Source organism: Paenibacillus sp. 7516, from assembly GCF_002272715.1.
GTDB lineage: Bacteria > Bacillota > Bacilli > Paenibacillales > Paenibacillaceae > Paenibacillus > Paenibacillus illinoisensis_A.
In genome coordinates this window covers 45,871-58,757 of sequence record NZ_NPBI01000041.1, presented here as the reverse complement: position 1 = coordinate 58,757, position 12,887 = coordinate 45,871, and the positions used below count along the sequence as shown (strand labels likewise).

Annotated in this window: 13 protein-coding genes; 12 read left to right on the top strand and 1 reads right to left on the bottom strand. The window is 48.4% G+C overall.

From position 1 onward, the window contains the following. The first annotated feature begins 83 nt into the window (after window positions 1-83). The 5 genes from CHI14_RS27485 to CHI14_RS27465 all read left to right on the top strand — a co-directional run bounded on the left by CHI14_RS27485 (window position 84) and on the right by CHI14_RS27465 (window position 2,703). Window positions 84-947, top strand: coding sequence for a M15 family metallopeptidase (locus CHI14_RS27485; RefSeq protein ID WP_095293198.1), 864 nt, complete (start codon window positions 84-86; stop codon window positions 945-947). A gap of 28 nt (window positions 948-975) precedes the next feature. Further along, window positions 976-1,527: a VanZ family protein gene (locus CHI14_RS27480; protein ID WP_095293197.1), complete on the top strand. Its 552-nt coding sequence runs from the start codon at window positions 976-978 to the stop codon at window positions 1,525-1,527. Window positions 1,528-1,538: 11 nt separating this feature from the next. Next, entirely contained in the window at window positions 1,539-1,748 is a 210-nt protein-coding gene (locus CHI14_RS27475; protein WP_095293196.1) for a hypothetical protein, read from the top strand. Window positions 1,749-1,961: 213 nt separating this feature from the next. Beyond that, the gene (locus CHI14_RS27470; protein WP_095293195.1) at window positions 1,962-2,363 is read left to right on the top strand and encodes a hypothetical protein; all 402 of its coding nucleotides are present in this window, start codon (window positions 1,962-1,964) and stop codon (window positions 2,361-2,363) included. 25 nt (window positions 2,364-2,388) lie between these two features. Next, complete coding sequence (locus CHI14_RS27465) at window positions 2,389-2,703, top strand: hypothetical protein (RefSeq protein ID WP_095293194.1); 315 nt, start codon at window positions 2,389-2,391, stop codon at window positions 2,701-2,703. Between the two features lie 113 nt (window positions 2,704-2,816). Here the strand turns inward: CHI14_RS27465 and acnA are convergent, their stop codons facing one another. Further along, window positions 2,817-5,531: an aconitate hydratase AcnA gene (gene acnA, locus CHI14_RS27460; protein ID WP_095293193.1), complete on the bottom strand. Its 2,715-nt coding sequence runs from the start codon at window positions 5,529-5,531 to the stop codon at window positions 2,817-2,819. Between the two features lie 383 nt (window positions 5,532-5,914). Here acnA and CHI14_RS27455 point away from each other — a divergent pair, with 383 nt between their 5' ends. From CHI14_RS27455 to CHI14_RS27425, 7 genes are all read left to right on the top strand, one after another. Next, window positions 5,915-6,913 carry an amidase domain-containing protein gene (locus CHI14_RS27455; RefSeq protein WP_095293192.1) on the top strand — a complete coding sequence of 333 codons (999 nt, stop codon included), beginning with the start codon at window positions 5,915-5,917 and terminating at the stop codon, window positions 6,911-6,913. 132 nt (window positions 6,914-7,045) lie between these two features. Then, window positions 7,046-8,146 (top strand): D-alanine--D-alanine ligase, encoded by a 1,101-nt coding sequence (locus CHI14_RS27450; protein WP_095293191.1) that lies wholly within the window; start codon window positions 7,046-7,048, stop codon window positions 8,144-8,146. A 63-nt stretch (window positions 8,147-8,209) separates the two neighbouring features. Then, window positions 8,210-8,533, top strand: coding sequence for a hypothetical protein (locus CHI14_RS27445; protein WP_095293190.1), 324 nt, complete (start codon window positions 8,210-8,212; stop codon window positions 8,531-8,533). Between the two features lie 156 nt (window positions 8,534-8,689). Then, a complete protein-coding gene (gene uvsE, locus CHI14_RS27440; protein ID WP_095293189.1) occupies window positions 8,690-9,691 on the top strand; it encodes a UV DNA damage repair endonuclease UvsE in 1,002 nt (333 codons plus the stop codon). Between the two features lie 107 nt (window positions 9,692-9,798). Next, window positions 9,799-10,662, top strand: a complete 864-nt coding sequence (locus CHI14_RS27435) for an inositol monophosphatase family protein (protein ID WP_481856460.1) — start codon at window positions 9,799-9,801, stop codon at window positions 10,660-10,662. 229 nt (window positions 10,663-10,891) lie between these two features. Next, a complete protein-coding gene (locus CHI14_RS27430) occupies window positions 10,892-11,158 on the top strand; it encodes a hypothetical protein (RefSeq protein ID WP_095293187.1) in 267 nt (88 codons plus the stop codon). Between the two features lie 220 nt (window positions 11,159-11,378). Continuing rightward, a complete protein-coding gene (locus CHI14_RS27425; protein ID WP_095293186.1) occupies window positions 11,379-12,701 on the top strand; it encodes a stalk domain-containing protein in 1,323 nt (440 codons plus the stop codon). The last annotated feature ends 186 nt before the right edge of the window (window positions 12,702-12,887 follow it).

Here is a 12,887-nt window from a genome sequence, read left to right as displayed (position 1 = left end):
TAAGAAAAACTTTAAAAATGCCCTGCTTTTTCTTTAACTAGTTTTCTCTATCCTTGATTGTACGAGGCAAAGGAGGAGCAAGGATGAAGAAGTGGGGCTTTTTGCTATGCATCATTTTGATCGGGTATGTGATGACCAGATCGCCGGCAGCTTTTCAGCAGAAGGATGAGATGATCATTGAAATTCAGGACAAGCATGAAAATCATACGGGGGATACCGTATCCATCACCGGTAATATTCAGGATCAAGTACATAAGGGCAACTTGCTGCTTGTTAATTCAACCTATCCGGTTCATCAAGAAGGCATCAAAACCGATATTATAAATGTGGCACAGCAGGACGATCTGGTCCGTGGATACGGATTGTTGGATCAAAACATACTGCTCTCGAGAGAGGTAGCCCATGCTTTTCAAAAGATGATTGAAGCGGCGGGTGAAGAGGGAGTGCGTTATTTTCTCATCAGCAGCGGATATCGAGACTTCGCCAAGCAGAATGAACTTTATCAGGAAAAGGGATCAGACTACGCGCTTCCGGCAGGACACAGTGAGCATAATCTCGGATTATCCATGGATATCGGCTCCACGCTGGCGACCATGGATGAAGCGCCAGAGGGTGCCTGGCTCGAGAAGAATGCCTGGAAATATGGATTTATCCTCCGTTATCCGAAGGACAAGGTGAGTCTCACGGGGATTCAATATGAACCCTGGCACTTTCGATATGTCGGACTTCCGCATAGTGCTGTCATGTATAAGAATAACCTGGTGCTGGAAGAGTATCTGGATTTGCTAAAAGAGAAAGATAACATTATGGTTGAAGTGGAAGGTGAGAAGTATCATATCCGCTATTACCGGGCAGCCGGGGATACGACCGTATACATACCTGAGCATGGCCATTATGACATATCGGGAGATAACAAGGATGGAGTCATTGTCACAGTAAAGGAGTAACAGGGCTGCACAAAGGAGGTTCTTCAGCATGAGGCAGAGAAAATTCAAACATAAAATCCTTTGGATTGCCGCGTTAATCATCTATTTATATCTGCTAACCAAGCTTATTCTCTTCAAAGGGGGACCGGTCGACTTCGAGGTTGTCCGGGTCCAGCTTATGACTTTCCTTCATCAACCGGATCTGATTCATACACGAACCGTCAACCTGACGCCTTTTCAGGAAATCTCAAGAGATTGGAACAGCCTGTCACTCCATCGTCCAGGTACTGCAATCCATCTGGTGGGCAATGTGATTGCGTTCATTCCACTGGGGATGTTCATTCCGATGCTGCTGGGCAACAAGCTGCTGTCAGGGGCGAACGTATTTCTGTCGTCTCTGCTTCTAAGTTTAGGCTATGAGGTAACACAGCTGCTCACTGGCATGGGCATATTCGATGTGGATGATCTGATGCTAAATACATTAGGCGGGGTGATAGGATATATTCTGTTTACCATGGCTCTTGGCATGAAACGGTTGCTGATTGGAGGAGAATCCCGAACGGTGAAGAAGGAGTATAACCCTAAGGAGAGTCCTGTGTAAGGAGGAAAATTATGATCCTAGTCACTTTACTATTGATGAGCGCAGGTTTGATGTTTCTTGTGTACCCACGAAGTGTAACAGATGGCTCGAGCAGTCAGATCGCGGAACGAGTGATCATGTCGAGGTGGGTCGGAGGCTCACTGATCATTATGTCATGTCTGTTCCTGATCATGGGTACAATGCAGCTGCTGGATGAGGCTTCACACCATATTGGACACTAGGAAGATAATGAACGAAACAGAGCAATCTTATATGCATCACATAAAGCTTCTCATCACGTTTTAATACTGTGGTGGGAAGCTTTTTTCTGTCTTTTTGTCATTATACCGGAATTGGATAACACAAGTCTTGAGAGGGTTTGCGAATGGGTTCCCTATTGCGGTAGAGTAGGACCAAAGATTACTAAACTACATTTTAACAAAGGAGGATATTTATTGTTATATTCATTAGCTGTAAGCTTGGCAGGCAGAATGAGAGCTATCATGGAAATCGAAAGTGAAATGGTTGAAGCTGAGCAGAATCATCTCGGCAAAGAAATCGTGCGTGCTTTAGAACAGAAAAGATCAGAGTTGATTAACAGCTGCACACGTGATGAGTTATTAGTCATAAAAACAGTAATGAATGTTGGCCGGTCAGAGCGAGGGTATCGTTATTATTTCGACAGGGAGGATGTTGAAATCATTCACTTACCTATTGAGTTGACCGGACCTGAACTGATGCAGAAATATTCCTATTATCTCGTACATAAAACAAAACAAGAACTCGCATATGGCATTGAATATTACACTGCTGTGTCAGAACAACTGCAAGAAGGTATGGAGATCTTGAAACTTTAATCGGTAACTGTAGGAGGATATAAGAATGATTATGAAAATTTCGTACTATACGCCAGATGGTTTCTATTATTACGTCCCCGATCAATATGCAGAGCAGATGGAAGAGTGGAGAAGTGAATTTTCCGATTTTTTGCAAAGTATAGAGGGGAAGCATCCATTTACAGAATATACAGAGTCCATTAATCATGAGGGCAATTTGGAATACGCCGTTTTTGTACGGAGTTACGGAGGAGATGACTTCATGGACTGGATCAACGTGGAGAAATTAAAATGCAGGGGGATATATCGCATTCCTTCGCCGCCTGATGATTCGGAAGTTGGAATAAGAATAGATTTTTAGAAGTAAGCCGCCTATTAAAAGAAAAATCATCAAAAAAAGCTCCCCATCTCGTGCTGAACGCACGTGGCGGGGAGCTTTTCTATGTTAATGCATCATCTTAATTGTTAATGCAATTAAGCTTTTTTCATCATTTGACGCAATACAGTTTGCAGGATACCACCGTTGTGGTAGTAGTCTACGTCAACCATGCTGTCCAGACGAGCGATAACAGGGAAGTCGAACTTGGTTCCGTCTTCGCGGGTTACCGTAACGGTCAACTCTTGTCCAGGCTTCACATCATTGCTGAGACCTGTAATGTCGTACGTTTCACGTCCGTTCAGACCCAGGCTGGACCAGCCATGGCCTTCCTGGAATTGCAGAGGCATTACGCCCATGCCCACCAGGTTACTGCGGTGGATACGCTCGAAGCTTTCTGCGATAACGGCTTTTACGCCAAGCAGGAATGTACCTTTAGCCGCCCAGTCACGGGAGCTGCCTGTACCATACTCTTTACCTGCAATAACGATCAGGTTCTGACCTTCATCCTGATACTTCATGGAAGCATCGTAGATGGACATCTCTTCATCGGTTGGCAGATACTTCGTAATACCACCTTCCGTACCCGGAGCCACCTGGTTGCGAATACGAATGTTGGCAAACGTACCGCGCATCATGACCTCATGGTTACCACGGCGTGAGCCGTAGGAGTTGAAGTCTTTGCGCTCAACGCCATGCTCTTTCAGGTACAATCCGGCTGGACTGGATGGAGCAATATTACCCGCTGGAGAGATGTGGTCCGTTGTTACGGAGTCACCAAGCAAGGCCATAACACGTGCAGAGCGGATGTCTGCAATATCAGTCAGCTTGTCGCCAAGGTTTTGGAAGAACGGCGGGTTCTGAATGTACGTGGAGTTTGGATCCCACTCATACAGTTCGCCTTCCGGTACAGGAATGTTATTCCAGCGCTCATTGGCTGTAAATACGTTCTCGTATTTGTTGCGGAACATCTGAGCATTCAGTGAGCTTGCAATCGCATCCTTGATTTCCTCGGAGCTAGGCCAGAGGTCTTTCAGGAAGACAGGCTCGTTATTCGTATCATAACCGATTGGATCGGTAGCAAAATCAATATTGACCGTTCCCGCGAGAGCGTAAGCTACCACGAGTGGAGGAGAAGCCAGATAGTTGGCTTTTACCTGAGCATGTACACGGCCTTCGAAGTTACGGTTACCGGACAACACAGCCGCTACAGTCATATCGTTCTCGGCAATGGCTTCGCTTACCTCGTCTGGCAGTGGACCGGAGTTACCGATACAAGTTGCACAGCCATAACCCGCAACGTTAAATCCAAGCTTGTCGAGATATTGGATCAGGCCTGATTTTTCGAGATACTCGGTAACAACGAGGGAACCTGGAGTCAAGCTGCTTTTCACGTAGCCTGGTTTGGTCAGACCGCGCTCAACCGCTTTTTTCGCAAGTAGACCCGCTCCGAGCATAACGCTTGGGTTAGATGTGTTGGTGCAGCTTGTGATGGCTGCAATCACAACCGCGCCTGCTTTCAGTTCACTAGTGGAACCGTCAGGGTGCTTCACAGGCACTGTTTCTTCAATCTTCTCATCGCTCAGTCCGTATCCGCCTTTATCGACCGGAGTACGAATGATGCTGTTGAAGCTCTCTTTCATTTGCGTCAGTTCGATGCGATCCTGTGGACGCTTAGGACCTGCGAGACTTGGTACCACGGAAGCGAGATCCAGCTCGATCACGTCGGTGAATTCTGGATCAACCGTGCTGGAAGTCCGGAACATGCCTTGTGCTTTGTAATAAGCTTCAACCAGATCCACTTGCTCGTCGGAACGTCCTGTACTGCGCATGTAGTTCAATGTCTCGCTATCGACAGGGAAGAAACCAATCGTAGCGCCGTATTCCGGTGCCATGTTGGCAACAGTCGCACGGTCAGCGAGGCTGATGTTGGCAAGGCCTGGACCGTAGAACTCGACAAATTTGCCGACTACGCCTTTTTTACGAAGCATTTGAGTGACAGTGAGTGCCAGATCTGTAGCTGTTGCGCCTTCGCTCAGGCTGCCTGTCAATTTGAAGCCGATAACGTCAGGTGTTACAAAGTACAGTGGTTGACCTAGCATTCCTGCTTCGGCCTCAATTCCGCCAACACCCCAACCAACAACGCCGAGTCCGTTGATCATGGTGGTGTGGGAGTCCGTACCTACGAGGGAATCCGGGAACACGACGGTTTCGCCGTCAACCGTTTTGGTTGCAGCGACGGAAGCCAGGTACTCCAGGTTAACTTGGTGAACAATCCCTGTGGATGGTGGTACAGCACGGAAGTTGTTGAATGCCGTTTGTGCCCAGCGCAGGAAACGATAGCGCTCTTCGTTACGCTCGAACTCAACCTTGATGTTGTAGTCGAGAGCGTCGTTGGTTCCGAATGCATCAACCATAACGGAGTGGTCGATAACGAGGTCAACCGGCACGAGCGGGTTGATCTGTTTTGGATCGCCGCCTGCCTTTTTCACCGTATCGCGCATCGCAGCAAGATCCACGACAACCGGTACGCCAGTGAAGTCCTGCAGGACGATACGTGCAGGGATAAACGGAATTTCCTTGTTATTGTCACGGCCTTCTGCCCAGCCGGTAAGTTGTTTCACATGTTCTTCGGTAATTGCGCGTCCGTCGAACTGACGAACTGCTGCTTCGAGCAGCACTTTAATGGAGAAGGGAAGCTTGGAAAGGTCGCCGTAGCCGCCTTCCTGAAGAGCATCGAGACTGTAGTAGCGGTAAGACTTGCCTCCGACCTCAAGACTGCGGGCTGCGGAGAAATGGTTCTTGGCTGACATACATGTACCTCCTTAAAATGTGTCGGTGAGATGAAGATAAAGTTCATTTAAGTGGAAGAACAGGCCTTCATCGTTCCGTGTCCTTGTTCGCTAGTTTCATCAGATGAAACGTAATTTCATAATTGCAACTTTAGTATTAAGTATACCGTTTTCACCTCCGTACGTAAAGGGCTTTTTGCCTGTCCAAACAAGCTTTGCGAACAATGAAGGCGTTTTCGTGAATATTGCCTTGTTACGATACTTCCTGCTGCCCAAGTCTCCAATTTTCGGCACTCGATCCCTGAGCGGAACACATACAACCGGTATACACCTCATATGAATAGAAGTAGTATGCACAGCTGAATTTTCCAGAGAGAACTCAAGTGCCAAAGGGGGACACAGGCTTGGAAAGGGAATGGAAGAGTGCCTTATACACCTATGTGAACCAGTACAACCGATGCGAAATCGACTATCGTCCACAGACGAGCGAGCGGATTGTCACGGATCCGGCATTTGTGCTGGAGCGGGGAGAGCGTATGGCCAGACTGGACGATTGGTATCGTAAACGGCGTGCAGTGCCTCTTCGCAGCGAGACCAGTGCCAAGCTTGTGCGAACGGTTACGGAAGGTCCGGAAGAATCGGTGGTGGATATTCAACTTTACAGCAGGCTTTTCTATGAGAAAAGCGGAATCACCCACCGGGAGGATCGGATTGAGAGGGAACGGTTGACCTTTATTAGGCAGGGTGGAACTTGGATGATTGGACGGGTTGAAAGAGAAGTTCCGGAGCGGCGTCCGGCAGGGGAAGGGAGACCCTTTCAGCAGGCGGATTTTGTACAGGCGAATAATCGGCCGCTGCTGAACAGGGAAGTGCTTGGCCAGGGTAGAAGTTCAAGGCAGCAATTATACCGGCGGGACCTGGCAGTTGCTTATGCAGATCGGTGGTGGAATGCGGGAAACCCCGCATTTGAGGAATTCGAGGTAGACTGCACCAATTACGTCTCCCAATGTCTCTTTGCAGGGGGAGCACCCATCCACTATACTGGTAGAAGAGAAGCGGGCTGGTGGTACAAAGGCTATGTGAACAGCACCGAAATGTGGAGCTACAGCTGGGCCGTATCCAACAGTCTGGAGCGTTATCTGGGAAGCAGCAGCTGGGGGCTGACAGCAACCGAAGTGGATCGGCCAGAACAGCTGATGCTCGGAGATGTCATTCTCTACGATTGGGACGGAGACGGCAGGTTTCAGCATAGTACAGTTGTGACTGCCTTCGATGCGGGAGGCATGCCGCTTGTCAATGCACATACGGTCAGCAGTCGCCACCGCTATTGGGATTACCGGGATTCTTACGCTTGGACGGAGCGGACGGTGTACCGGCTTTTTCATATTGCAGATGAGTTCTAATGAAGCAAGATATATAGGGATTTGGTGACGTGGACATTCAGTTCCGTGTAAAATAAGCCCTAAGACAAGAATAAAATTGATGCTGGTTATACAGGTATGACGGCATCATGCACAGATAATCGGAGGTTACGCATGAGCATGGATAAATTAACAGTTGGCGTCGTTTACGGCGGGAAATCAGGGGAACACGAAGTATCGCTGCAAACGGCGTTTGCTGTAACGAACGCTTTTGATTATGAAAAATATGAATTGGTTCCTTTCTATATCTCCAAGCAGGGGACATGGAAAAAGGGATCTGTGATGCACGCGCCATTCGCGCAGATTGAGGATCTGAAGCTGGAGCAGGCAGCAGGTGGAACCCAGGAAGCGCTGAACACGTTGTTTGCACGTCTGTATGGCGGAGAAGGTGCACTGGACGTCATGTTCCCGCTGCTGCACGGCACGTTTGGTGAGGATGGTACGATTCAGGGGATGTTCGAGATGGCGGATATGCCTTATGTGGGTGCAGGTGTACTGGCTTCAGCAGGCGGTATGGACAAAGTGGTCATGAAAAAGCTGTTTGCGCAGGCTGGAATCGACCAATGTGCCTTTACTTATTTTAATGCAACCCAGTGGAAGCAGACCGAGCACGACATGATCCTGCAAGTAGAGGAACAGCTGGGTTACCCGTGCTTCATCAAACCGGCGAATCTCGGCTCCAGCGTAGGGATCTCCAAAGCACGCAACCGGGATGAACTGAAGACGGCCGTCGAATTTGCACTGCGTTACGACACGAAGGTTGTTATTGAGGAGTTCGTTGAGGCACGCGAAGTGGAAGTGAGTGTACTTGGCAATGATGAGCCGATGGCCTCGGTGCCAGGAGAAATCGTATCCTCTGGTGAATATTATGACTATGCAGCCAAGTATATTGATGGCCAATCACAGATGCTGATCCCCGCTCCGCTGGATTCTGAAGCCGCTGATCGTATTCGTGAGGCAGCCTTGCAGGCATTCCGTGCGATTGAAGGCAATGGGATTTCCCGGGCAGATTTCTTTATTCGCAAATCGGATGGTGCATTGCTTATTAATGAAGTAAACACAATGCCTGGCTTTACGCCGTACAGCATGTATCCGTTGCTGTGGCGTGAGACAGGTGTATCTTATGCGGAACTGCTGGATCGCATGATTGAGCTGTCATTGGAGCGGTACAACCGCAAGCAGGCACTTAATTACGAAAACGGCGTGCAGGCTTAAATTTCTAGCGTTCGAATTTTTAGTTACACTTTACCGTAGCAGACTACACAAGGAGGGGTATGGATGGGATTTCAGACTGAATTCAATTCCGTATGCAAATTCAAGAGCGAGCAGGAGCTGTTTGAACTGCTGGAATACGGCCGCGGCAAAATGGTAAAACAGGGCTTCCGGGTCTTTCCGACCGGACAGAAGGTTATTGCTTATACGCCTGATAACGTGGCTGTAGCCATCGTCAAGATCGTTGCTTCCATTGCAGAGATCAACTTCCAAGGACAGGAAGTAACGGAAGTGGAGATGCAGCTCATTCGCAAGCTGAATGAGGAAGAATCCCGTGTTCAGACTGCACTCGCGGACGAAATGTTCTTTGGTGAGCAGGCACAGGAATAAACCTTACTTCATCATATGGGACCAATGAACGGAATTGTAAAGCGAGCGATTACAGACTTTCTTTTAGGGTAAAACTTGGTTATATACGGTGACCGGAAAACCTGACGGCAGCAGATGCCAGGCAGGAATTCCGCCCTAATAGAGAGGAAGAACACCATGCTTGTACGTTTTGGTTATGTGGCGATGTCTGTGCTGGTCGAGAATGCATCTCCTTCCCGCACGATGACCATGGCCAGCTTCAAGAAAATTGATGACAGGGAGGCAGCCATTCGCAAGCTGGAACGGATTGCAGCCGAGAATTTGCATAATACGTTACGGTTGCTTAGACATAACAAGGGCAGCCATATTCATGTATATCGCTTCTCTTCCAAATTAATTCCACTGGCGACACATGAGGATCTGATGGATTGGGATCCATTCCCGGCCCTCCAGTCCGATTTTGCAGCCATTGGTGATTTTGTGAAGGAGAACGGAATGCGTGTATCCTTCCATCCGGACCATTTTACCGTTCTGAGTACGCCGCGGGAGGAAGTGCTCCGGAACTCCATGCGTGACCTTCGTCATCATGTGCGGATGCTGGATGCCATGGGACTGAATGCCACTGCCAAGAATAATATACATATTGGTGGTGCATACGGGGACAAGCCTAGTGCAGCGCTGCGCTTTGAAGAGAATTTTCTGAAGCTTGATCGGGATATCCAGGAACGGTTGACCCTCGAAAATGATGATAAAACATTCAACGTTCCCGAAACGCTGGCCGTATGTCAGCATTTGGGACTGCCGATGGTGCTGGATATTCATCATCAGTGGGTCAATAATGAAGGCGAACAGCCATGGGATCTGTGGCCTGACATATGGAAGACGTGGCAGTCGCCGCTGGCACAGGCGGACTCCCCTGCAGACCGGCCATTACCGCCGAAAATTCACGTATCCAGTCCGAAGAGTGAGAAGGATATCCGCGGACATGCCGATGGCGTTGAAGTAGAGCCTCTGCTATCCTTTTTGCGTCATATTGCTGCAGGTACGCCGGAACTTGATGTCATGATTGAGGCGAAGCGCAAGGATGAAGCCCTGGTGCAGCTCATGCAGAAGCTGGCCTTCTACCACGAAGAAGGCGTGGAATGGGTGGACGAATCTACAGTCATTATCCATCCCTAGAGCCAAAAGGGGCCTGGGCAGCAAGAAACTTTACAACCGTTGGGGCGTATACTTTTAACAAGTATTTTAACTTTTCGTAGATTGATATAGAAAGTAGAGTGAACGCTTTGAATGAGAAGGAAAAAACACCTTATGTCGTGACGAGCAAAAGCTATACTGCTGTTGCCATTAATGCAGCTTCCAAAGCAGGTGAATGGATCAAGAGCCGTCTCGGAACCATAGGCGAGCCTGGAACCAAATATTCGCCGCAGGATCTTGTGACCGAAGTGGACAAAGGAGCGGAGCAGATGATCCGCCGCCTGATTCTTACTCACTTTCCGGGCCATGCCATTCTCGGTGAAGAGGGTGTTGAACCCGGACCGGAAGCTTCAGCCAAAGCTCTGAAAGAGGCTCAGGAAGAAGAATTCCTCTGGATCGTAGACCCAGTGGACGGAACAACGAATTTTGTCCATGGATTTCCGTTTTATTCGGTGTCAATCGCCTTGGCTCATCATGGTGAGGTCATTGTAGGGGTCATTTACGATCCTTCCAGAGACGAACTATTTGTAGCTGAAAAAGGCAAAGGTGCATACGTCCACGGGAACCGAATGGCTGTATCCAATGAACAGAGCCTGGGCCAGAGCCTGATCGCAGTGGGCTTCCCGGCAGATACTACCTATGCCCTGCCAGTCAACATGGCAGCTGTACAGGCTCTTGCACCGCAAGTACGAAGCCTGCGTGCAGGTGGATCAGCAGCGCTACATTTGGCATACGTTGCTGCAGGTCGCCTCAGTGCATACACCGAAGTCGGACTGAAACCGTGGGATATCGCGGCAGGTGCTCTGCTCGTTGAGGAATCCGGCGGCAAGGTCACCGATACAATGGGTACACCTTATCAGTTGTCGGTCAGTCATGTGGTTGCCACGAACGGCAAAATTCATGATGCACTGACAGATGTACTCAAGGAAGCCAAAGCAACCGGTTTGGAGTGAGTTTATTAATTTCTTAAATGTTTCAACAAACGTATATTGTACATGAACGAGGGGCAGAAAAAATCTGGAGAAGTGAAGCGTTCGCCTTTATCCCCGAATTTTTCCCTTTGAAAAGGAAACAAGAAAAATTGGGGATAACAGCGATCGGAAGATTGTTTTGGCCATCGAAGTCTAGGTGCAATAGTATTTGGTTGTACATTTATGAACTTAATTGAAGGAGCGATGAACGATGGATGAATCCAAGGAACTGGAACGACGTTTGAGTGAAATGCTGACTGAAGGGGAGATGGAAGAGTCCGGCGACGCGGACAAGCGTGAACGCCAGCTGATTCCTCCCAAATATGAGGTGCGCATTCAGACGGAAACGGACCCAATTGTCCAGGAAACGTTGATGTACCGGAATATGGCACGTGAAGTGGACGATCGTTATGATCGTTATCTGGAACGTTCTGTCGAGAAAAATAACTCCGCAGAAACGGAAAAGAAAGACCACTAAACCACCGTTGTAACAAGCGAACACAAAGCTAGGATCATAGGTTAACAGACTTCCCGCAGTGGGGAGTCTGTTGTTTTGTGAGCAGGCTGATGTCCATACGACATCTCTACTTTTTAATGCTAGAATAGAAATATGTGAACTTCTGCCACCGGAGAAGAACCTGTGTAATAAAGTTCAAGTTATTATCTTATAGATGTGAGAAAAAGGAGTGTTCCCACGAATGAAGCGTACACGTACATGGAATAACACGTCTGCTGCTTTGACAGCATGCATGCTGGCTGGAATGATGCTGTTTGCATCAACGGCATTACCGGCACATGCAGCAGATACAAGCACCAGCACATTACCTACCGGTACAACAACGGCAGCCGCCAATGTGAAGAAGGATGCTGCAGCCGTAACGAAGGAGTTCAGAATCGTTACTTTGGGAGATTCGATTACGGTAGGATACGAGCCGAATGCTAAGGGCCTGCCTTATGGTTATGTAGAGCGCTTGCAGGAGCAAGGGTTGCTCCATGGCCGTACTCAGGTGGATAACTACGGTATAGCCGGGTTGAAGAGTATTGGATTGAAGAACTTTATCTCTGCAATAAGTGAAGGCAAAACATTGACCTCTGAAGCCATTCAGCCGAATCTGCCAGATCCAAGAGCTGGGCAGATGGGAGCCAACATAGCTGCAATCCGCGAGAGCGTAGCAGGAGCCAATCTCATCGCGATTACCATTGGAGGCAATGATGTTTCCGAACTGCTGGGTACAGCCAATACCCTAAGTGACTCGGAATTGGAAGCTAAGGTGAAGGAGCTGCTGGCAGCGTATACCGCGAATGTCAGCGAGGCAATTAAAACCATTCATGTGATTAATCCCGAAGCCAAGATTGTCATTGCAGACCAGTATCAGCCTATGCCTGAAGTAGCGGGAAAAGCATTATATGCCAAGCTCATGGAAGCATCCGAAGGTTTTACGGCAACCATTGACGGCATTGCATCCCAATTTACCGCACAGGGGATGGATGTAGAAGTGGCACATGTAGCCAAGGAGTTTGTTGGCGGCGAGGGAACCATGACACATATGATCAAGGATCGTGATTTTCATCCGAACCAGTTTGGTTACGAAGCGATCGCCAAGGTCTTTGCAGAAACGATCTGGGGCGATTATACAAAACTGACCGCGCCTGCAGCAGGTGAACCGATGAACATCATCGTTAGCGGCAAAACGTTAAACACGCCGTATAAACCCATCATTCGTAATGGGAAAAATTTTGTGGCAATTCAGGATATCGTGAACGCTGTAGGGGCTACCACGGTTTGGGACAATAAAACCTCCACGGCAACCATTACATACGGAGACCGTAAAGTCGCTGTGAAGATTGGAGCAAGTGCGGTTCAGGTGAATGGCGCATCTGTTGCCGTAGATACACCTGCGTTCCTGAACAAGGTAGGCAAGGAGTCCAAAACGTATGTGCCACTGGCCATGGTAGCTGAAGGTCTTGGCTTTGATGTACAATATGTTGCCAAGTTGAAGACGGTATTCGTTAATCCGTAAGCCAATGTGAAGTTATTCTATTCGAGAAGCCGGGTTGATCTAACGATCAATCCGGCTTCTTTTCGAAGTGCCTTTGAATAGGACTCTATATGTTGCATAAATATGACTTGTCATCTGCCCATGGATGTGTAAATATGAAAATAACTTACAGTAGAACGAGACTCTCACACCTGCCTGCACCCTTCG